Genomic DNA, 21422 nt, shown 5'->3' with positions numbered 1-21422 from the left:
GCTCTAGGCGTCGATCCTCTCGACGTCGAGTTCTTCCGCGCCTTCGACGATGAACTGCTTGCGAGGGGCGACCTCGGAGCCCATGAGGAGCTCGAACACGCGATCGGCCGATTCGGCATCCTGAATCGTCACGCGACGAAGCAGGCGCTGCGACGGGTCCATGGTCGTGTCCGCGAGCTGGTCGGCGTCCATTTCACCAAGGCCCTTGTAGCGCTGAATAGGCTCCTTGTACCGCTTCTTCGAACGCTCGAGCTTCTTGAGAAGCTGTTGCAGTTCCTTCTCGGAGTACGTGTACACGTATTCGTTCTTTTTCGAACCGCCGTGAATGATCTCGACGCGGTGCAGAGGGGGCACTGCCGCGTAGATGCGGCCTTGCTCGATGAGCGGGCGCATGTAGCGGTGGAAAAGCGTGAGCAGGAGGGTGCGAATATGGGCGCCGTCGACGTCGGCGTCGGTCATCATGACGATTTTGCCGTAGCGCGCCTGCTCAATATCGAATGTGCGCCCAGAGCCGGCCCCAATCACCTGGATGATATTGGCGCATTCGGCGTTCTTGAGCATGTCCGTAATCGAGGCTTTTTGAACGTTGAGGATCTTGCCGCGGATCGGCAGGAGCGCCTGAAATTCCGAGTCGCGTGCGCTTTTCGCGGTGCCGAGTGCCGAGTCACCCTCGACGATGAACAGCTCGGAGCGGTCGATCCCGGTGTGGCGGCAGTCGGCGAGCTTCGTGGGCATGGTCGAGGATTCGAGCGCGTTCTTGCGGCGCGAAACTTCCTTGTGCATGCGTGCGGCCACGCGCGCCCGCATCTCGCTCACGACCTTGTCCACAACGAGCGCCGCCTGCTCTTTTTCGCCCTTCTTGGTCGATGCGAGGAATGCGCCGAGTTCACGCTCGACGACTTTCGCGACGATCTGACGCGCGGCGGGGGTCCCGAGGACTTCTTTCGTTTGGCCCTCGAACTGTGGTTCATCGATACGGACGGTGACCACCGCGGTGAGGCCCGCGAGGGTGTCGTCCTTTTCGATCTTTTCTTTCTTCGCGTTGAATTTCACGCGGCGCGATTGCGCATCGACGGCCTTACGGACGACCTTGACGAGCGCCTGCTCAAAGCCGGTGACGTGGGTTCCGCCCTTGGGCGTTGCGACAATGTTGACGAAACTCCGAACGGTCGTGTCGTAATCCGCACCCCACCGCAAAGCGATATCGACTTCGCACGTACGGCTCACGTCCTTGGAGACCATGTGGCCGCTCTTATCGAGAACCGGCACGGTTTCCGTGTAGTCGCCCGATCCCGTCAGCCGAATCACGTCGGTGATTTTCTGGTCCTTCGCGAGATAGTCGACAAATTCGGAGATACCGCCCGCGTAGTGGAAGACGGTGCGCTCGCTCTGTTCGGGGGTGCGCTCTTCGCGCCTATCGAGAAGAACGATTGTGAGCCCTGGGACGAGGAACGCCGTTTGGCGGGCGCGGCGCTGAATCTCGTCGAGGACGACGTGGGCTCCTTTGATAAAGATCTGCGAATCGACCCAGTAGCGCACGCGCGTGCCAGTGACGCCTCGCTTGACCTTGCCGATCTCGCGCAATTCACCTGCGCCTGTGAACTTCGTAAACGGCGAGGCAGGATCGGGCGCGCCCTGATCGTCAAAAGTGCCCGCGATGCCTCGCTGGAAACTCATGGCGTAGGTTTTGCCGCCTCGGTCAACCTCGACGTCCATGCGAGAACTCAGCGCGTTGACGACCGATGCACCGACGCCGTGGAGGCCGCCCGAATTCGAGTATGAACCGCCGCCGAACTTCCCACCCGCGTGCAGCTTGGTGTAAACGACTTCGACGCCCGTGAGCCCCGTGCGCGGCTCCTTGTCGATCGGGACGCCTCGCGCTTTGTCCTGAACTTCGATCGAGCCGTCGGGGTGGAGGATGATCGTGATCTCGTCGCCAAAACCGCCGAGGGCCTCGTCAACCGCGTTATCAAGAATCTCCCACAGGCAGTGCATAAGGCCGCGCGAATCCGTCGAGCCGATGTACATACCTGGGCGTTTACGTACGGCTTCGAGGCCTTCGAGGACTTGAAGGTTCGCTGCATCGTAGGCTGCCGTCTGGGAGTTTGTCTTTTGTGCCACGCCCCGATCTTAGGCGGGAACGCCCCTGTTTCGGTGGATTTTTGGGCTCGACGATTGCCCCGCGTTAGGCGTACCACAGGCGATTGCGCTGCGAGCGAACCGGGATCGTTACTGCTCGCTTCGAGGGCGCGTCAAGGCGAGAATGGGGGCATGGAAACGATGCTTGAAGAACGCACTTTGACCGCGCACGATCGCTGCGATCGCTGCGGCGCGCAGGCTTACGTGAAGTTCGAACTTGAGGTGGGCGGCGAGCTTCTGTTTTGCGCCCACCACGCGCGCGCAAACGCCGAGGCGCTCGAGGGAATCGCCACTCGCGTTGTCGACGAAACCGAGCGCTTGAGCGCCGAATAGGGCGCAGTGACTGCGGGAAGCCCAAAAGCCCTTAGAAAAGAACAGTGGCCGCACCACACGGTGCGGCCACTGTTCTTCTCTTGACTCGACTTAATCGAGGTAATCGCGAAGGACCTGCGAGCGCGACGGGTGCCGGAGCTTGCTCATGGTCTTCGACTCGATCTGGCGGATACGCTCGCGCGTCACTCCGTAGACCTTGCCGATTTCATCGAGGGTCTTGGGCTGGCCGTCCTCGAGGCCGAAACGCATCGCGACCACACCGGATTCGCGCTCGCTGAGCGTATCGAGTACGGAGTGAAGCTGTTCCTGCAAAAGCGTGAAGCTCACGGCATCTGCGGGCACAACGGCTTCGGAGTCTTCGATGAGGTCACCGAACTCGCTGTCGCCATCCTCGCCAAGCGGGGTGTGCAGCGAGATGGGCTCGCGGCCGTATTTCTGGACCTCGACGACCTTTTCGGGGGTCATATCGAGTTCCTTCGCGAGTTCTTCTGGAAGCGGCTCGCGGCCGAGATCCTGGAGCATCTGGCGCTGAACGCGTGCGAGTTTATTGATGACCTCGACCATGTGAACCGGGATGCGGATCGTGCGGGCCTGGTCTGCCATCGCACGTGTGATCGCCTGACGAATCCACCAGGTCGCGTAGGTCGAGAACTTGTAGCCCTTCGCGTAATCGAACTTCTCTACGGCGCGAATGAGACCGAGGTTGCCCTCCTGAATGAGGTCAAGGAAGAGCATGCCGCGGCCCGTATACCGCTTTGCCAGCGACACGACGAGTCGGAGGTTTGCCTCGAGCAGGTGGTCCTTCGCGGCCTTGCCGTCAGCAACGATAAGTTCGAGGTCGCGGCCCTCGATGCTCTTCTTGAGCGATGGATCTTGCTTAAGCTTGTGCTCGGCATAGAGCCCGGCCTCGATGCGTTCGGCGAGCTCAACCTCCTGGACGGCATTGAGCAGCGCGACCTTGCCGATCTGCTTGAGGTAGTCCTTCACCGGGTCGGCAGTGGCGCCGGCGGTCACAACCTGCTGAGCCGGCGAATCATCATCGTCGTTCGTGAGCGCGAAGCCCTTGCTCGGATCGTCGTCGTCGGCGGAGTCGGTGTCGTCTGCGCCGCTGGAGCCTTCCGCAGCAGAATCTTCTTTCTTGGTGCCGCGTTTGCCGGCCTTCTTCGCCGACGTACGCTTGGCAGCCCTCTTGCGCGAGGCCTTCGATTCTGTTTCTTCGGAGCCGTCCTTTTCACGAGGAGCGTCTTGCTCGGCCGTCTCCGCTTCGGGCTCGCTCTTCGCACTCGAAGCGGTCTTTTTCGAGGTGTCCTTTTTCGACGCAGCTTTCTTGCCGCGCTTCGGGGCACTCTTCGAGGCCTCGACGGAATCAGCGGCATCGCCCTTACTCGCGCCGGCGCTCTTCGAGGCTGCCTTCTTCTTGCGGGAGTCGCTCGGACGGTCGAGGATCTCGATCCCGGTCTCCTCGAGCTTGTTGGAGAGCGATGCAACCTTGTACGGGGAGATACCGAGGGACTTGGCGGAGGCCTTGAGGGCCTCGTAGCTCACCGAAGTCGCTCCATCGAGAGCCGACGCGAGGGCCTCGATGTTCTTCGTGACTTCTTCTTTCTTAGACGTGCTCGTCGACACAGGCTTCCTTCAGTTGGGATCCGAGGGTGGTGCGCGGGCTCAGCTCTCGCACCGTGTGGCGGCGGGCGAATCGCGCACGAACCGTACAATTATAACGGCCCGATATTCGGATCTATTCCAGGCGCACCTAGTCTTTTGTCACGAGAACGGGGCACGGCGCCTCGAGTAGGAGCCGTTTCACGGTTTGGCCGAGCATGAGTCTGCCTACGGGGGCGCTGTGCCGAAGGCCGATCACGATGACGCTTGCGTTCTCCTCGCGCGCAACCCGCAGAAGAAAATCACCGATGTCTTTGCTGCTTTCAGCTCCCGCCTCACGCACGCGCACTTTGAGAGTTTCGAGGTAGGCACGCTCGTCGTGGCTCATGCGTGCAGACACGCGGTTGATCGCTTCCTGGACTTCCTCGGCATTCGCGCAGCACGCACCTTCGAAAGGATCCGCGTACGGGAACGAAGCTACGAGGAGCTCGCGGTCAGTGACGGCCACGTCGCGGATCGCAGCCTCGAGCGCGGCATCTCCCTGAGACGTCGGGGCATAGGCGGCGACGACAACCATGGCGATCCTTTCTACAAACAGCGCGCTCGAGTAGTGAGCACGCGGGGGAAGCTCAATAATCGTGCGGAGCAAGTCTACTGAGTTTCGGCCCGGTTCGTCACACGTACACGCGGTCCCGGACTCTTGCTCTGACCACAGTTATCCATGAGTCGAGGCATACGTTTTTCAAGCCAAAGCGGGCATATTCCCGCATGCGCGAGACCCAGAACGAGTTCAGCCATATCGCAGTGGTCTCCGGCTGCGAGGATGTCATCCGCCACGCGGAAGGCCTCCCCCATACGCCCGCTGAACCACAGGAGGAAGGCGGCAATCGCCCCAAGATTGGCGAGAGCCTCGCGGTAGCGAGGCGAACAATCCCACGCATTCGACGTTCGCCACAGGCTCTTAAACACCTCGATCACACGATCGCCCTGGCCGCCGGGCATGAGATGCGGCCCCGGAAGAAACTCTGGGTCCTCGAACACTGAAGCGATGGCCTCCGAGGGGCTCGCAAAAGCGTTCTGTTCAGATTCCACGACGTGCGCGATGATGTGGTCACGCCCGGGCCCCAATGCCGCTAGCGATGCGAGCACGTGAACGGCGTCCTGAAGGCGCTTGGCGTCACCATCCCCCATGCGCCCGCCCTCTCGTTCGTGACGCGCGTGCTGAGCACTCAGTTCCTCGAGCGCGCTACGACTCGGCCCCTCGAGGCACGTGAAGGTGCGAAATTCGGTGTCGCTCTCGCACAGCGAGCGAACGGAGGCAAGGAAAGCACCGTCCATCGCCTCCCTCTCGACTTTTTCGCGAAAGGGAATGCCGCTTGCGACCGCGCTCGCAGCGAACTGACTTTCTTCGAGCAGACCAAGGTGCGTGACTTTCCAGTAGTCGCCATCTGCCGTCGTACTGAGCGCCCACGGCCCTTCATAGGCGTGTAAGGCACAGGGGATAGTGAGACCGCGCATGAGGCACGCCTCGGCGACAAGGTCGCACAGCGCAACGAGCAGATCGATGGTCTGCGTGTCGTGACGATCTCTATCGAAGCATTCGGCCCTCTCCCCCGGGCACTCTGTGCATTCGCCGGGAACCGGCGAACCCGTAGCGAGGACGGCGAGGTGAGTTGCGCCGAGCGCCTGGAGGTTGAGTGCGAGCCGCGACACCTCAAAGGCTGCCCATTCGGGCTCTGTGCCCTCGTCAATGCGCATCCTGCTGAGCATGACCCCCGCCTCGCCATTTGGACTCGCACCACATCCAAAGACGATGAGTGAGGAATCGATATCAAGACGGTCAAAGTGCATGGCGACTGCCGCAAAAACATCGCGTGCATCAAGCAGATTAACGGTGGGAGCAAGCGCTTGCGACTCGCATGAATAATGCTGTGTTTTGTGTGTCATGCCTCAAGAGTTGCCGCTATTGACCGAACGTGCACGCCTGAGATCCTCGCTTGTGGAGGGCTGCGTCTGTGGGGCCCAAACCGCAGTTCGTCGCTCTGTGGCACGATGGAAATTCACAACAGCACGGCGAGAGCACACCACACCAAGCCGAGGAGGATCCGCGTGCATCACCCCCCTTTCGACGACGTTCGCGAGAGCGTCACCACAACCCTCACGCGCTTCCTCGAAACCGAGGGCGACGCACTGGGGGCAATCGCGCCGGAAGCTGCAGATCTTGCCGCGCTCCTCACGGGTTTTCTTGAGGGAGGCAAGTGCCTGCGACCGATGTTCGTGCACGCGGGCGCGTGTGCTGCCAACCCTTCGCTCGGAGACGCAGATGCGAATGACGTGGCGACGCTCGGCGCGGCCGTCGAACTCGTGCAAGCAGCGGCCCTCATCCACGACGATGTTCTCGATCACTCGCCGACCCGCAGGGGACGCCCCGCTATACATGCCGCCGCCACCCACGCACACGAGGCACGCAACCTCGCGGGAAGCGCGGAGGATTTCGGTATCGCGACCGCGGTCATCCTCGGTGATCTCGCCCTTGCGCTCGCCCATCAGCTTGCCTCTCACGCTTTTGCCGGAGCCGACGACCGCGCTCATTTCCAGGCGCTGTGTGCAGAGGTGATGACCGGCCAGTACCTCGACATCTTGAACCAGTCCGGCGCCATCACCTCCACGAAATCGGCAACGGATTCCGCCTCCCTCGTGACGCGCTGGAAGACCGTCTCCTACACGGTCCACAGGCCTCTCATGATCGGCGCGACCCGCTGCGACGCTTCTCCCGCGCTCCTCGAATCCCTCGGCGCCTACGCACTTCCCGCTGGCGAAGCTTTCCAGCTCCGCGACGACCTCGACGGAGTCTTCGGGGACGAGGCCGCCCTTGGGAAATCCACAAGCTCAGACATCCGTGAAGGCAAGCGCACGATGCTTCTCGCCCTCGCGCAGGAGCGCGCAGGCGAAACCGAACGCAGCGTTCTCGCAGCAACCGTCGGAAACTCTGACGCAGATACGGAGAGCATCGAACGCGTGCGCGAGATCATGACGGCCACGGGCGCACGCGAGAGCGTCGAGAACCTCATTCGTCAACGCGAGGACGACGCGCGCGAAGTTATCGCGAACGAACTCTCATCGCTCACCTCGAGCGAATCGTGCGAACTCCTCGACTTGCTCGTGCGAAAACTTGCCCGAACGGACCGCTGAGCCCCTTTCCCACATGAGTGAAGACGCGCGGGCCGTGCCCGAAAAATACGGCTAAAACCCGAGCGACTGGGCGCGCCGGCGCACCTCGCCACGCTGCCCGCTTCGCAAATGGTCGATAGGTCGACCGGGCAAAGAGGCATCGTCGGTAAAGAGCCACTCGATGATCTCGTGGTCGGCAAAATGCTGGTCGTGGAGAAGCATGATCGTGCCTCGAAGGTGCGGAAGGACCGCCCCGTCACGAAGGAATTCGGCGGGCACAGAACGGACCTTAGGGGTTCCGCGGCGCACCTCGACGAGGTGGAAGTCTTCAATCAAGCGCTGCACCTTGGTCACCGAGATACCGAGGATCTCCGCGACGTCGGGCAGTGGGAGCCACGCCTCTACGAGAGAGTCGAGCCGGTCGATGTCGTCAGCTGAGATATTCACGCCTTCAGCATATTCCAGGGTGTCGTGCGCGGGCACCCGGCGGCGGCCCGCATAGACTTGCGGCGTGAGTACCGAGTCTTCTTCCCCAGACATCGGCCTCGTCCTTAGCAACCGCTACCGCGTCGAGCACCTGATCGCACGCGGTGGCATGGCCACGGTGTATCGCGGCTTCGACGAGCGCCTGCATCGCCCTGTCGCGCTCAAAATCATGCACCCGCATCTCGCGGACAACCCTGAATTCATCTCGCGCTTCTCTCGCGAAGCCCGAAGCGCGGCCCGACTCACCCACCCCCACGTGGTCAATGTCTACGACCAGGGCGAAGATCAGGGGCGCGTGTACCTTGCCATGCAACTCGTCGAGGGCGAGACACTGCGCGACGAACTCCGCCGCGACAAAACCCTCAGCCTCAAACGCGCGCTGCGTGTGGGCCGCGACGTCCTCGCCGCGCTCGATGCCGCACACCGCTCCGGAATTATCCATCGTGACATCAAGCCTGAAAACGTTCTCGTGAACGCCGAGCGCGACATCCTCGTCGCCGACTTTGGCCTCGCACGCGCCGTTGGATCCGCGACGACCTCCGCCACCGGCACCTTGCTCGGTACGGTCGCGTATGTCAGCCCAGAGGTTGTCACACGCGGCGTGAGCGATGCCCGAAGCGACCTGTACTCGTGGGGCATCATGATGTTCGAAATGCTCGTGGGCCGCACTCCTTTCCAGGGCGACTCGGCCGTGCATATCGCCTACCAGCACGCGCATGAGGACATCCCCGCACCGTCACAATTTGCGTCGGGCATCCCCGCCTCTGTTGACTCCATCATCACGTGGGCGGCCTCGCGTTTGCCCGCCTCGAGGCCCACGCGCGCCCACGAAGTACTCCTCGCCCTTGACGAGGCTCTCGACACACTAAGCCCCACCGAACTCGCCTACCGTGCGCATCCCGCACCGAACGTCAAGGCCAATGCCGAGACGGCCGGCGTTCCTCGACTCACACGCCAGTTCTCGCCCTCAACGGCGCGCACCGATTCCGCTTCGTCACCAGCCTCCCCGGTATCACCGGTATCCCCGGCATCGCCGTCGAACGAAGCCCTCCTCGATGACAAAACCTCAGAAAAGTTCTGGGAAAACGACACCTCAGGTCGCGAACTTTCCACGACCGGAAGCGGTGCGGGAGCGGCGGTCAGGAAAAAGTTCGAGCTCCGCGAGCAGCCGTCGGACTCCCCCGATGCCGATGAAAGCATCCGAGAAGTAACCCTCACGGGCCCTCGCCGCTCGCGCGGTGCCCATGCGAGCGAGTCCCACCCCTCGCCAGCCCTGCGCCTCCTCGCACTCGCAAGCGTCCTTGCACTCGTCGCAGCGCTCGTCTTTGGCGGCGTACGCTGGTACGACACAGAAGGCCCTGGCGGCGCGCGCACCGTGCCGCTCGTTGCGGGCGCAACTCTCAGCGACGCTGAAGCCGCGCTAACGGCGCAACAACTTACGGTGACAACGGCACAGGCCTACAGCGACGACGTCCCGAAGGGCCACGTCATATCCTCGGATCCCGCCACGGGAGCGGAGGTCCGCAAAGGCAGTTCCGTGCGCCTCACTATTTCCCTCGGGCAGGAACTCTTTGACGTTCCGCAGGTGAAAGGGCAGGCGGTTTCCGACGCCACCTCAGCCCTCACTGACGCAGGTTTTCAGGTCAACGAGACCCGCGAATACTCGGCCGACGTGCCGAAAGACATCGTGATCAGCCAAGACCCCGCAGACGCGTCACTGCCCGCGGGCACGCACGTCACGCTCACGGTCAGTGACGGACCCGAGCCGGTCGAGGTTCCGAGCGTCGCGGGAAGTGAGCGCAAAGCGGCAATCAAAGCCATTGAAGGCGCGGGCCTCGTGCCAAAAGTGAACGAGCAGTACAACTCGAACGTGCCCGCCGGCCAGGTCATCTCGCAAGATCCCGCCGGGGCCACGTCGGTGCTTCCAGGCAGCGAAGTCAAGATCTCCATCTCGCTCGGCCCCAACCTCGTGGGGGTTCCCGACGTTTTCCGCAAGAGCGAAGCCGACGCCCGCGCGGCGCTCGAAAAAGCCGGGCTCAAGGTCCAGGTCGTCTACGAGCGAGGCACGCCCGTCTTTGGCCTCGTGTCCCAGCAGTCGCAGCCGGGCGGCACCAAAGTACCGCGCGGCTCGACCGTGACGATCACGGTGTACTAGCGGTGATCAGCTCGGCCGATCGCCAAGCATGTCGGCGACGAGAAACGCGAGTTCAAGCGACTGCGAGTGATTGAGGCGCGGGTCGACGAGCGTCTCATAGCGGCGGTGCAAGCCCTCTTCGTCAAGCTCGCTGGAACCGCCTAGAACCTCGGTGACGTCATCGCCCGTGAGCTCCATGTGAAGACCAGCAGGGTTTGTGCCGACCTCCCAGTGCGCCTCAAAAAAGCCGCGCACCTCATCCATGATGTCGTCGAAACGGCGAGTCTTATAGCCGTTCGAGCTCGTGATCGTGTTGCCGTGCATCGGGTCTGTCACCCACACGGCTTCAATTCCTTCACGCTTTGCTGCCGTGAGCAGCACGGGAAGCTTCTCGCGCACGTTCGTGGCGCCCATGCGGGTCACAAACGTGAGACGGCCCGGTTCGCGCTCCGGATCAAGGACCTCTGCGAGCCGAAGCATGTCATCCGCGCTCGCGTTCGGGCCGAGCTTCACGCCGATCGGGTTGCGCAGTTGCGACATAAAGTGCACGTGGGCGCCGTCGAGCTGGCGGGTTCGCTCACCGATCCACAGGAAGTGGCCAGAGCATCCGTAGATCTCACCCGTGCGCGAGTCGACGCGCGCGAGGGCCTCCTCGTAGTCGAGGAGAAGTGCCTCGTGAGACGAATAAAACTCGACCATGCGAATCGGGTCGAAGTCCACACCGATGGCCTCCATGAAACGCACGGCTCGCTCAATATCATCCGCGACTCGCACGTACTTCGAGTAGGCGTCGGACTCCACGAACCCCTTGTTCCAGGCCTGCACCTGCCGCAGATCCGCGAAGCCGCCGCCCGTGAACGCGCGCAGAAGATTGAGGGTCTGCGAAGCGGTCGTGTACATCTTCCACAGGCGCGAGGGATCGGGCGTGCGGGATTCGGAGGTGAACTCGTAGCCGTTGACCGCATCGCCGCGGTAACTCGGGAGGCTCACGCCGTCGATCGTCTCGGTGTCGCTCGAGCGAGGCTTCGCGAACTGACCGGCCATGCGCCCCATCTTGATCGTGGGAAGCGAGGCGCCGTAGGTCAGGATTGCTGCCATCTGGAGGATCGTCTGCACCTTGTTCTTGATGCGGTCGGCAGTCGAGTCCGCAAAGGTTTCTGCGCAGTCGCCTCCCTGAAGGAGGAATGCCTCGCCACGCGCTGCTTTAGCGAGGTGGGTGCGAAGAAGGTCAACTTCGCCCGCGAACACGAGTGGGGGCGCGGCCCTCAGTTCATCAAAGACCCGTGCCCGCTCCTGCTCGTTCGGCCACGTTGGTTGCTGGACCCTCGGATATTCGCGCCACGACGAAAGCGCCTCGAGATGGGCGGATGATTCGGAAAGCTCGAACGGGTGGAATGTCGCGGCAACGTTACGGTTCTGATAACTCACCCGGACATAGTAGGCGAAAGTCACGAGCGCGACATGTGGGTCCGCTCAGCGGCACTCTCGCGACCGGAACTCACGAGGCGTTCGCGTCCTTGAGTCTTTTCTTCACGTCCGCGGCGTACTCGTCCACATACTCCTGGCCGGATAGCTCGCGAATCGCCTCCATGAGCGAGCGCGTGAGCGTGCGAAGTTCTTCGCGCGTGGCGGGTGCGTCGCTCGGCTTGTCTGCCCTCAACGTCGCCAGCTGCGCGCGCATGTCGATCGTTGGACCGATCTGTGTATGGAGCTTTGAACGGAGCTTCGGCACGATGGATTTCTTCGAGCGTTGCGCCTCAAAGGCGCCAAGTTCGGCGACGGGGAGGATGGGCGCACCCGTCGCGAGCGCGAGACGTACAGCGCCTGTCTTACCGCGATACATTCGCCCGTCATGGCTCCTCGTGCCCTCGGGGAACACGCCGAGGGCGTGCTCACCTTCGAGCACCGCGATCCCCGCGTCGAGCGCCGAGCTCGCGCCACCGCTTCCCGAACGATCGACGGGAATCACATTGACCGAGCGCATGAGCCATGCAAAAAACTTCCCCGGTACCCCCTTGCCCTTGAAAAGAGCATCCTTTCCAAGCCAGTGAATCTCGCGCGGAATCATGCACGGCACAAAATAAGTTTCGAACGCGGAGGTGTGATTGCACGCCATGATCATGCGCCCCGAAGACGGAACGTGCTGGAGGCCCGCAACTGTGGGGCGCCAGAAGAGCGTGAGCAGAAATTTAACGATCGGCTGCAAGACGGGATAGAGATGCACGGGGATAACCCTATAGGGCCACACCCACCGTGAGGGAGGGAACGCGCCACACGAGGCCTCCTCCATGCCTCGATGCACGTAAGGCGCGTACACTCGAGTGCAACCCCGCCTCGAAGTCAAGGAGCATTCCCCCGTGTCACGCGAGTTCGAAACGCCGCAAATCGCAGAGTCGAAGCCAGACGAAAACATCACCGACTTCCTCCTTCTACGCCGCACCAAGTACGCCGACATTCCCCTGTGGGAGCGTCAGCTCACGCCCGGCACATGGTCACCCATGTACGCACCGGAATTCATCACGCTCGTGAAGCGTCTCGCACAGGGGCTTATCAACGAAGGCGTCAAGCCCGGCGACCGAGTCGCGATCATGTCTCGCACGCGCTTCGAATGGGTACTCATCGACTGGGCGTTGTGGTTCACCGGGGCGATCAGCGTGCCGATCTACGAAACGTCCTCCCCCGGCCAGATCGAATGGATCGCTTCCGATTCCGGTGCGCGCTTCATTTTTTGCGAAAACGCCGGCCATGCGCAGGACATCGACGAAGTCCGCTCTTCGCTCTCGGATCTCGAGCAGGTGTGGGTCATCGAAGAGGGCATCATCGAGCAGCTCTCCGTCGCAGAAGCCGATATCAACGACGACGCGATTGAAAAGTCACGCAAGAGCCGGCACAAGTCAGACACCGCGACAATCGTCTATACCTCCGGCACGACCGGCCGACCCAAGGGCGTAGAGCTCACGCACGCGAACTTCATGGATCAATCCCTCAACGCAGTGGGTCTTCTGGGCGAGGCGGTTATGCCCCCTGGATCGCGCCTGCTGATGTTCCTTCCGCTCGCGCACGTGTTCGCCCGCGACATCACGTTCATCACGATCGTGACGGCATGCACGACCGGGTTCTCTCCCGACGCAAAGCACCTTCTTGACGACCTCGCCTCGTTCAAGCCCACCGTTCTCCTCGCTGTGCCGCGCGTTTTCGAGAAGGTGTATAACGGCGCTGAGCAGAAGGCTGTTGGCGACGGTAAGGGCAAGATTTTCCACCGTGCCGTCGAGGTTGCCATCCAGTATTCAAAGGGCCTCAACACGGGCAAGATTCCCCTGCACGTGAAAGCCCAATACAAGCTGTTCGACGCGCTCGTGTACTCGAAGCTGCGCAATCTCATGGGTGGCAAACTCACCTACGCAATCTCGGGTGGTGCACCGCTTGGCGATCGCCTCCCCCATTTCTTCCGCGGGATCGGCGTGACCATTCTCGAAGGCTACGGGCTTACGGAAACAACCGCTCCCGTGGGGGTCAACAACCCGTGGAACGTGAAAATTGGCACCGTTGGTCCACCTTTCCCCGGCTCCAAGGTCAAGCTCAACGACAAGGGCGAGCTGCTCGTCAAAGGCGTCATGGTATTCAAGGGCTACTGGAACAACCCCGAAGCCACCGCGCAGGCCCTCCAGGACGGCTGGTTTAACACGGGCGACACCGCGAGCATCGATGAGGACGGCTACATCACGATCACGGGCCGTTCAAAAGAAATCATCGTCACCGCAGGAGGCAAGAACGTGTCGCCGGCCCAGCTCGAGGACACCGTTCGCCAGAGCCCCGTCGTTGGCCAGTGCATCGTTCTTGGCGACCAAAAGCCGTTCGTGTCCGCAATCGTGACTCTCGACCGCGAAATGCTCCCCCGGTGGCTCAAAAACCAGGGGCTCGGGTCGATGTCGCTTGCCGAAGCCATTACGAACGGGCAGGTCATCGCCGAGGTCCAGAGGGTCGTTGACGAAGCGAACACCTCGGTCTCCCGCGCAGAGTCGATCCGCAAGTTCGAGATCATCGATGCGGATTTCACGGAGGAAAACGGTTACCTCACCCCGTCGTTCAAGCTCAAGCGTGCCGCTGTTGTGAAGGACTTCTCCGAGGTCATCGACCGCATTTACACGAAGAAGTAAGGCGGCAACGCCATCACTCGAGCCGTGCAGCGGGCATTCGAGGATCTCGGCCCGGAGCTCATCGACGTCGAGTTCGTCGTCGTCGACCTCGAGACCACCGGAACGAATACCGAGCTGGATGCCATCACGGAAATTGGCGCCGTACGGGTTGTGGGTGGCGAGGTTGTCGAGGAGTTTCAAACCTTCATCAACCCAGAGCGCCCGATCCCCGCATACATTGCCGCGCTCACGGGGATCTCTGACCACATGGTTCGCGATGCGCCGTCCGCAGAAGCGGTCATCCCCGCTTTCCTCGAGTTCGCACGCACCTCGGTGCTCGTCGCACACAACGCACGCTTCGACATCGGTTTTTTGAAGGCGGCCGCTCTTCAACTCGACTACCGGTGGCCCCCTTTCGAGGTCGTCGATACGCTCACACTCGCGCGCCGCGTTTTCGGACGTGACGAAGTGAAGAACCACAAGCTTTCGACTCTCGCGGGAGCGGTTGGGGCAACGACGGTGCCCAACCACCGCGCGCTGTCGGATGCGCGCGCAACGGTCGATGTTCTCCACGAGATCATCGCGCGACTTTCTGCCGGTGGCGCAAGCCACCTCTCGGATCTCACCTCAAACGGGAAGAAAGCAAGCCCCGCCCAAATCCGTAAACGCCACCTCGCGGCGGACATCCCGCCCGTGCCCGGCGTGTACTCCTTCGTCGACGCCAACGGTTCAACGCTGTACATCGGCAAGTCGGGCAATCTCCGCTCGCGAGTGCGCACCTACTTTTCACCGAACGAGACCAGGCGAGCCGTCCTCGATATCATTCCCGTCACCGAGCGTATCGACATTGTGCAGTGTTCAAGCGACGCCGAAGCTGCAATCCGCGAGCTGCGCGCAATCGCGAGTGAGCGCCCCATCGCCAATCGCCAGGGAATCCGCCCTTCCAAGGGCAATTGGCTTCGAGTCACCCACGATGGGCTGCGCCTTGCGCGCACTGTGAAAAGCGAAACGTCGCTCCACGCCTATATCGGCCCGCTCCGCTCGCGCCACGACGTCGAGCCGATTCGCTCCCTCGTGTACGCGGCACTGACTGCGGCCATCGGGGCTGAAGAGGAGAACGCTGGTGCTGCGGAAGGTCGCACCGGGACCGAAAGTCCGACGGTTCCCCGGGAACCGTCGGCAGCCGCGGGTGGGTTGCCGGTGCCGCCGGTTCATGGACCGACGTTTGTCGCAGAACCGTCGGAGCCCGTGCGCAGCAGCGCAGGCTTCCACGCACGAATGCACCGGGCCCTCACCGAGGATCCGAGCGATGTTTTTGAGTACGCGGCGAAGAAGATGCGGGCGCTCGTGGGGAGGGGACTCTACGAGAACGCCGAGGCGCTGCGCACGAGGGTTGAGTTGTTTACTGATGCCGCGCGGCGTGCCGCGCGGTTGCGATCGATCGCGGAGGTTCCATTCCTCGTCGCGGCGCGCAAAATCTCGTGCCACGATGCTTCGGCTCAATCACCGTGGCAGTGGGAGGTTCTTGCCGTACGGCACGGGCGGCTCGGGGCAGCGCGCACAATGCCGGCGTGGAGCGACCCGCTTTCGGCTATCGAGGCACTTGCTCGCGAAAGCGAAGCGGAGGCCGCCCTGCGCGCCCCGCTGTGCTTCGGCTACCACCACGAGGCTGAGCTCATCCTCGAATGGCTCGCGAAGCCTGGCATCCGGATCGTTCACGTGGAGGGCGAGTGGTCGATGCCGTCTACCGCCCGCTTTACGATCGAAGAGTTTCAGCGGGTATTTCGACGCTCTGCGAGACGTTGATCCACCGCTCAAGCGCGGCCGTGGCGGCTCCGGAATCGAGTGAGTCTTCGGCCCGTTTCACCGCGCTGAGCATTCGCTCGGCGAAGGCCGGGCTGGCGTCGGAACTCTCCTTGAGCCCCTCGGCTGCGACGATGCCCGAAGCGGCATTGAGCACGACGGCATCTCTCACGGGCCCAGTCTTGCCGGCAAGCAGGTCTCGCGCCACCTGGGCATTGTAGGAGGGGTCGCCACCGCGCAACGCGTCGATACGTGCGCGTGAGAGTCCGTAGTCTTCGGGTGCGACAACGTGCGACGTAACGGAGCCGTCCCTCACCTCCCACACATCGGTTTCGGCGGCGATACTCAGCTCGTCGAGGCCGTCGCGCCCGCGCACGACGATTGCGGACGCGCCGCGGTCTGCAAAGACACCTGCGATGACAGGCGCCATCTCCTCGAATGCCACGCCGACGGAATGGGCACGAACCCCGGCTGGATTGGTGATGGGACCGAGCACGTTGAAAACCGTGGGCAGTTTGAGACCGGCTCGGGCAACCGCACCGTGTTTCATTGACGGGTGAAAAACCTGGGCGAAACAAAACGAGATTCTCGCTTCGTCAAGCACGCGCTGCACGCCCTCCACAGGAAGATTCAGGCGCACCCCGAGCGCTTCGAGTACGTCCGCCGAACCCGATTTCGAACTTACGGCACGGTTGCCGTGCTTCGCCACAGGGATCCCCGCGCCGCGGATCACGAGCGAGGCCATGGTCGAAATATTGACGGTATTGGCGCCGTCTCCGCCCGTCCCCACGATGTCGACGGCGCCAGTGGGCGCACTAATGATCCTCGAGTGTTCGAGCATCGAGGAGGAGAGGGCGTTGACCTCATGGGTCACCGCTCCCTTCGCCTGAAGCGCCACAAGGAAACCGGCGAGAGGGACCGGATCAACGTCGCCGCACATGATCTGCTGCATCGCCCACCACGCCTCTTCGGTCGTGAGATCGCGCCCTTTGATGAGAGCGTGGGTCAGTGCGGGCCACGTATAGATTTCTTGATCCGTCATGGCGCCCATATTAAGGCGTGAACGCTCGTGACGTAGCGCAAGCCCACCAGACGGAACACGGCTTAGATCACGGAAAAAACCGGGACAAAAGCCCCGTTCGATTCAACAATCGCGCTTCCAACAGGTATGCTGAAAAAACCTGCGCACGGACTTTTGTCCCAGCAGGGTCGCACGGGCCTTGCCCGCAGCGGCCGAGACCATGTGCCGTGCATGGCCTCGCAACCCGACCAACGACGAATGAGAACCGTGACAACTGCGACTCTTTCCTCCGCCCCTCGCACCTCCCCCGTGAGCAGGCCGAACACCACTCAGGTCGGCACCATCGTGTGGCTCGCGAGCGAAATCATGTTCTTCGGTGCGCTCTTTGCTATGTACTTCACGCTGTACGGCGTCGTACCCGAGGTTTTCTACGAGGGTCAGAAGAACTTCACGCTCAACTTCGCCATCACCAACACGCTCATCCTGGTCACGAGCTCAATCACGTGCCAGATGGGTGTATTCGCCGCAGAAAAGCGCCGCAAGCGCCGCACCGGCTCGATCGTCAACATCGCCGGCTGGGGCCTCATCGAGTGGTACACCCTCACCTTCATTCTCGGCGCGATCTTCGTGTCGGGCCAGGCCTTCGAGTATGCCGAGCTCGTGCATAAGGGCCTCACCATCTCGAGCACGCCTCATGGCTCAATCTTCTACCTCGCCACGGGCTTCCACGGCCTCCACGTCCTTGGCGGGCTTATCGCCTTCCTCTTCGTCCTCGCGCGCGCCTACTCCGCGAAGAATTTCACGCACCACGAAGAGGTCAGCGCGATTTGCGTGTCGTACTACTGGCACTTCGTCGACGTCATCTGGGTAGCCCTCTTCTTCGTGGTCTACCTGCTTGACCCGCTCGTTCTCCACACCGTTGAAGGCAACTGGGCCTTCTTCTAAAGCTCCCCTACTCGGATTCGCACCCTTTACCGAAACGAGGTCCTCACAGTGAAGGCTCTGGCCACACACCGCCATCACCCGATGGCGCTCCTTGCCATCATCTTGATGGCGTTGATCGCCACGGGCGGTTTGTTTGCCGTCCTCTCCCCCAAAGACGCTTCCGCTGAGGCCTTCTCGGCCTCCGACGTCGCCGAAGGGAAGAAGCTCTTCGTCTCGAACTGCGCGACGTGCCACGGCATGAACGGCGAAGGTCGCAAAGACAGTGACGGCAACACGGTTGGCTCGTCGCTCATCGGCGTTGGCGCCGCTGCCGTCGACTTCCAGGTGGGAACGGGCCGCATGCCCATGCAGGAGTCCGGCCCGCAGGCGCAGCGCAAGCCCGTGCAGTTCACCGATAAGCAGATCTCGCAGCTTGCCGCTTACGTGGCCTCGCTGGGCCCCGGCCCGTCGATCCCCACTGAGGAGCAGCTGAGCAAGGAAGGCGCCGACATCACCAAAGGTGGCGAGATCTTCCGCATCAACTGCGCCATGTGCCACAGCGCGTCTGCTGCCGGCGGCGCACTTACGGAAGGCAAGTGGGCCCCGACTCTTCGCGGTGTCGAGGACAAGCACATCTACGAAGCCATGGAATCCGGCCCGCAGAACATGCCGGTGTTTAACGACAACAACCTGAGCCCCGAAGACAAGCGCGACGTCATCGCCTACCTCAACCAGCTTGAAGAGAACGGCTCGCCCGGCGGCTACTCGCTCGGCGCGCTCGGCCCGGTCACCGAGGGCCTCTTCGCCTGGACGGCGATTCTCGCGATTCTGCTCGGCTGCGCTATCTGGTTGGGAGCTAAGGCAAAGTGAACGAACTGACACACAACATCGACGGCACCTCGCCGCGCACAGGCGTAAGCACTGTCGCCCGCGCGGAAGAGGGCGGTTTCCGCAACCCCGGCCTGCCGCCGCACGAATACCGGCAGGCGGACCTAGATCCGAAGGCCGAAAAGCGCGCCGAGCGCATCGTCTCGCTGCTGTTCGTCCTCTCGATTCTCGGCACGGCATTCTTCATCGCTTCCTACTTCCTCTTCAGCCCCACGGGCACGAACCTCCTCGCCGAAGAAGGCACGCTTTCGGCCGTGCACTGGTCAACTCTCACCATGGGTATCGGCCTCGCTGTTGGCATCTTCTTCATCGGTGCAGGTGCGATCCATTGGGCAAAGACCCTCATGCCCGATCACGAAGTCACCGAGGAGCGACACGCACAGCGCGGCGATGAAGAAACGCGCGAGGCCGCGTCGAAGATTCTTGTCGACGGCATCAATGAGTCCGGTATCGCCCGCCGCCCACTGGTCGTCGCCTCTCTCGCAGGTGCGCTGGCAGCCCTTCCTATCGCCGTTCTCTTTCCGATCTCGACCCTCGGTCCCCTTCCCGGCAATAAGCTCCACCACACGTTCTGGGGCCGCGCCACGGAAAACAAGAAGCGCGTTCGCATCGCCCGCGACCACGACCAAACGCCCATCAAGGCTTCGGACGTCACCGTCGGCTCGATTTTCCACGTGATGCCCGAGGGCCTCACCGAGGAGACTCCCGACTGGATCGAGGAGCGCGCGAAAGCAGCAGCTATTCTCGTGCGCATCGATCCTGCAGACGGTAAGAATGAGGCCTCGCTCGAGGCTGGCCACGAGGGAATCCTCGCGTTCTCGAAGATCTGCACTCACGTCGGTTGCCCCGTCGCGCTCTACGAACAGCAGACCCACCACATGCTGTGCCCGTGCCACCAGTCGACGTTCGATGTCACCGACGGCGCCAAGGTTGTCTTCGGCCCGGCGCACCGTCCGCTCCCGCAGCTTCCCATCGAGGTTGACGACGAGGGCTACCTTGTCGCAACCGGCGATTTCCCCGAGCCCATCGGTCCCAGCTTCTGGGACATTCACAAGGAGAAGTAATTCCTCATGAGTGACACCCAGACCACCGGCCTCGACCGCAACTCGAAGGCCTTCAAGCTCGGCTCGGTAGGCGCTAGCTGGCTCGATGAGCGTACGAGCGGCGCCAACATCGTCAAAGGTTTCGCACGGAAGATCTTCCCCGACCACTGGTCGTTCATGTTCGGCGAAGTCGCGCTCTATAGTTTCGTTGTTCTCGTAATCTCGGGCATCTTCCTCACGATGTTCTTCGTTCCCTCGATGAATGAAGTCGTCTACGAAGGCTCCTACACGGCGCTCCAGGGAGCGCACATGTCAGCAGCGTTCAACTCGACGCTGCACCTGTCATTCGATGTGTGGGGTGGCCTCCTCTTCAGGCAGATCCACCACTGGGCAGCGCTCACGTTCATGGTGGCGATCTTCGTGCACATGTTCCGCGTCTTCTTCACGGGCGCGTTCCGCAAGCCACGTGAGCTCAACTGGCTCATCGGCTTCGGCCTCATGGTGCTCGCGATGCTCGCTGGATTCTCCGGGTACTCGCTTCCCGACGACGTCCTCTCGGGCAACGGTTTGCGTATTGCCGACGGCGTCATGAAGGCCATTCCGATCCTCGGCACCTACGGCTCGATGCTCATGTTTGGCGGTGAATTCCCGGGCCACGACATCATCCCGCGGCTCTTCACCGTCCACATCCTCCTCATCCCCGGTGCGATCCTGGCGCTCATCGCGCTGCATATGTTCTTCCTCGTGATGCACAAGCACACGCAGTACCCCGGCCCGGGTCGCACCGATCGCAACGTGGTCGGCTACCCGCTCTTCCCCGTCTACACGGCGAAAGCCGGCGGCTTCTTCTTCATCGTGTTCGGTGTACTCACCCTCGTGGGCGCCACCGTCGCCATGAACCCGGTCTGGAACTACGGTCCTTACGACCCCTCCCCCGTGTCGGCTGGTTCGCAGCCCGACTGGTACATGCTGTTCCTCGAAGGCTCGCTGCGCCTCATGCCGGGCTGGGAGCCCACGATCTTCGGCTACCCAATCTCGCTCAACATCATCATTCCCGGCATGATTTTCCCGGGCATCATGTTCGGCAGCCTCGCGCTGTATCCGTTCATTGAACAGTGGGTCACCGGCGACGACCGCGAACACCACGTTCTCGACCTTCCGTACAACACGCCCGTGCGCACGGGATTCGGCGTCGCCTGGATTTCTGCCTACGTCGTTTCGATGCTTGCCGGCGCGAACGACCTCATGGCCGTCGCCTTCCACATGTCGCTGAACAACCTCACGTGGTTCTTCCGCATCGGCATCTTCGCGATCCCGGTCATCTCGTTCATCGTGACGAAGCGCGTGTGCCTCTCAATCCAGAAGCACAAGAAGCAGATCGCCCTCCACGGCGTTGAAACCGGCAAGGTTGTGCGCATGGAGAACGGTGAAACGCTCGAGATCCACGAGCCTCTCAGCGAGTATGATCGCTGGGTTCTCGTGAGCTACGACAACCACCGCCCGCTCAAGAAGGGCGAGGGCGTCTCGTCACTTCGGGCAAAGGCCTCGAGCTTCTTCTTCAAGGACCGTGTGGAGCCTGCGACGCCTGCGGAGCTTCGCGAGGCGCTCGAGCACTCGGGCCACGAGGAGCATAAGATCAAGGCTCTCGTCGGCAGCTGATCGAACGCCCTTCCCGAATTCCATAGAGGTTGTGGGGGTTTGCCACTGAGTTTCGGCTCGGGCAGGCCCCCACTTCTGTGCGC

The 21422-nt window shown here is 62.2% G+C and carries 17 protein-coding genes; 9 read left to right on the top strand and 8 right to left on the bottom strand.

The annotated features are described in order from the left end of the window. Window positions 1-3 precede the first annotated feature (3 nt). The gene (locus HMPREF3176_RS04275) at window positions 4-2121 is read right to left on the bottom strand and encodes a DNA gyrase/topoisomerase IV subunit B (protein WP_070436096.1); all 2118 of its coding nucleotides are present in this window, start codon (window positions 2119-2121) and stop codon (window positions 4-6) included. Window positions 2122-2271: 150 nt separating this feature from the next. Between HMPREF3176_RS04275 and HMPREF3176_RS04270 the strand changes: the two genes are divergently transcribed. Then, window positions 2272-2472: a DUF7455 domain-containing protein gene (locus HMPREF3176_RS04270; RefSeq protein ID WP_016664675.1), complete on the top strand. Its 201-nt coding sequence runs from the start codon at window positions 2272-2274 to the stop codon at window positions 2470-2472. Between the two features lie 90 nt (window positions 2473-2562). On the opposite strand, the gene HMPREF3176_RS04265 is transcribed toward HMPREF3176_RS04270, so the two are convergent. From HMPREF3176_RS04265 to HMPREF3176_RS04255, 3 genes are all read right to left on the bottom strand, one after another. Further along, window positions 2563-4098 (bottom strand): RNA polymerase sigma factor, encoded by a 1536-nt coding sequence (locus HMPREF3176_RS04265; RefSeq protein WP_101686352.1) that lies wholly within the window; start codon window positions 4096-4098, stop codon window positions 2563-2565. A gap of 127 nt (window positions 4099-4225) precedes the next feature. Further along, a complete protein-coding gene (locus tag HMPREF3176_RS04260) occupies window positions 4226-4651 on the bottom strand; it encodes a universal stress protein (RefSeq protein ID WP_061211813.1) in 426 nt (141 codons plus the stop codon). A 74-nt stretch (window positions 4652-4725) separates the two neighbouring features. Further along, window positions 4726-6021: a hypothetical protein gene (locus tag HMPREF3176_RS04255; protein ID WP_070458529.1), complete on the bottom strand. Its 1296-nt coding sequence runs from the start codon at window positions 6019-6021 to the stop codon at window positions 4726-4728. Between the two features lie 162 nt (window positions 6022-6183). On the opposite strand from HMPREF3176_RS04255, the gene HMPREF3176_RS04250 reads away from it, so the two are divergent. Then, window positions 6184-7266 (top strand): polyprenyl synthetase family protein, encoded by a 1083-nt coding sequence (locus tag HMPREF3176_RS04250; protein ID WP_070458526.1) that lies wholly within the window; start codon window positions 6184-6186, stop codon window positions 7264-7266. 51 nt (window positions 7267-7317) lie between these two features. Here HMPREF3176_RS04250 and HMPREF3176_RS04245 read toward each other — a convergent pair whose 3' ends face one another. Next, a complete protein-coding gene (locus tag HMPREF3176_RS04245; protein ID WP_232049701.1) occupies window positions 7318-7692 on the bottom strand; it encodes an Rv2175c family DNA-binding protein in 375 nt (124 codons plus the stop codon). 64 nt (window positions 7693-7756) lie between these two features. Between HMPREF3176_RS04245 and pknB the strand changes: the two genes are divergently transcribed. After that, a complete protein-coding gene (gene pknB / locus HMPREF3176_RS04240) occupies window positions 7757-9886 on the top strand; it encodes a Stk1 family PASTA domain-containing Ser/Thr kinase (RefSeq protein ID WP_070436101.1) in 2130 nt (709 codons plus the stop codon). A 6-nt stretch (window positions 9887-9892) separates the two neighbouring features. On the opposite strand, the gene HMPREF3176_RS04235 is transcribed toward pknB, so the two are convergent. Both HMPREF3176_RS04235 and HMPREF3176_RS04230 read right to left on the bottom strand, forming a co-directional pair. Further along, the gene (locus HMPREF3176_RS04235) at window positions 9893-11317 is read right to left on the bottom strand and encodes a class II 3-deoxy-7-phosphoheptulonate synthase (protein WP_052126924.1); all 1425 of its coding nucleotides are present in this window, start codon (window positions 11315-11317) and stop codon (window positions 9893-9895) included. Window positions 11318-11363: 46 nt separating this feature from the next. Then, window positions 11364-12089 (bottom strand): lysophospholipid acyltransferase family protein, encoded by a 726-nt coding sequence (locus tag HMPREF3176_RS04230; RefSeq protein WP_070458838.1) that lies wholly within the window; start codon window positions 12087-12089, stop codon window positions 11364-11366. Window positions 12090-12222: 133 nt separating this feature from the next. Here HMPREF3176_RS04230 and HMPREF3176_RS04225 point away from each other — a divergent pair, with 133 nt between their 5' ends. Together HMPREF3176_RS04225 and HMPREF3176_RS04220 are read left to right on the top strand one after the other, a co-directional pair. Next, entirely contained in the window at window positions 12223-14022 is a 1800-nt protein-coding gene (locus HMPREF3176_RS04225) for an AMP-dependent synthetase/ligase (RefSeq protein WP_070458523.1), read from the top strand. Window positions 14023-14046: 24 nt separating this feature from the next. Beyond that, window positions 14047-15807 carry a DEDD exonuclease domain-containing protein gene (locus HMPREF3176_RS04220; RefSeq protein WP_083286230.1) on the top strand — a complete coding sequence of 587 codons (1761 nt, stop codon included), beginning with the start codon at window positions 14047-14049 and terminating at the stop codon, window positions 15805-15807. Here the strand turns inward: HMPREF3176_RS04220 and trpD are convergent. Beyond that, window positions 15758-16855, bottom strand: coding sequence for an anthranilate phosphoribosyltransferase (gene trpD, locus HMPREF3176_RS04215; protein ID WP_141742356.1), 1098 nt, complete (start codon window positions 16853-16855; stop codon window positions 15758-15760). The two genes, HMPREF3176_RS04220 and trpD, sit on opposite strands and share 50 nt — an antisense overlap. Window positions 16856-17083: 228 nt before the next feature. Here trpD and HMPREF3176_RS04210 point away from each other — a divergent pair, with 228 nt between their 5' ends. From HMPREF3176_RS04210 to HMPREF3176_RS04195, 4 genes are read left to right on the top strand one after another with little or no spacing between them, the layout of a single operon-like run. Continuing rightward, on the top strand, window positions 17084-17770 hold the full coding sequence (locus tag HMPREF3176_RS04210) for an aa3-type cytochrome oxidase subunit III (protein WP_016664687.1): 687 nt from the start codon (window positions 17084-17086) through the stop codon (window positions 17768-17770). Between the two features lie 48 nt (window positions 17771-17818). Beyond that, window positions 17819-18619: a cytochrome bc1 complex diheme cytochrome c subunit gene (locus HMPREF3176_RS04205; RefSeq protein ID WP_070458520.1), complete on the top strand. Its 801-nt coding sequence runs from the start codon at window positions 17819-17821 to the stop codon at window positions 18617-18619. 5 nt (window positions 18620-18624) lie between these two features. After that, window positions 18625-19701 (top strand): cytochrome bc1 complex Rieske iron-sulfur subunit, encoded by a 1077-nt coding sequence (locus tag HMPREF3176_RS04200; RefSeq protein WP_070458832.1) that lies wholly within the window; start codon window positions 18625-18627, stop codon window positions 19699-19701. A 6-nt stretch (window positions 19702-19707) separates the two neighbouring features. Continuing rightward, a complete protein-coding gene (locus tag HMPREF3176_RS04195) occupies window positions 19708-21339 on the top strand; it encodes a cytochrome bc1 complex cytochrome b subunit (protein WP_034373367.1) in 1632 nt (543 codons plus the stop codon). Window positions 21340-21422: the final 83 nt, after the last annotated feature.

Origin of the sequence: Dermabacter sp. HMSC08H10 (assembly GCF_001807585.1) — a bacterium.
In the GTDB taxonomy this organism is placed as follows: Bacteria; Actinomycetota; Actinomycetes; order Actinomycetales; family Dermabacteraceae; genus Dermabacter; species Dermabacter hominis.
The sequence above is the reverse complement of the archived record's forward strand: the minus strand, read 5'-3'. Positions and strand labels throughout refer to the sequence as shown.

Coding starts and splice junctions, on each gene's coding strand:
- trpD (WP_141742356.1), bottom strand. CDS start 16,855: ATGGGCGCCATGACGGATCAAGAAATCTATACGTGGCCCGCACTGACC.
- HMPREF3176_RS04195 (WP_034373367.1), top strand. CDS start 19,708: ATGAGTGACACCCAGACCACCGGCCTCGACCGCAACTCGAAGGCCTTC.
- HMPREF3176_RS04260 (WP_061211813.1), bottom strand. CDS start 4,651: ATGGTTGTCGTCGCCGCCTATGCCCCGACGTCTCAGGGAGATGCCGCG.
- HMPREF3176_RS04210 (WP_016664687.1), top strand. CDS start 17,084: ATGAGAACCGTGACAACTGCGACTCTTTCCTCCGCCCCTCGCACCTCC.
- HMPREF3176_RS04270 (WP_016664675.1), top strand. CDS start 2,272: ATGGAAACGATGCTTGAAGAACGCACTTTGACCGCGCACGATCGCTGC.
- HMPREF3176_RS04255 (WP_070458529.1), bottom strand. CDS start 6,021: ATGACACACAAAACACAGCATTATTCATGCGAGTCGCAAGCGCTTGCT.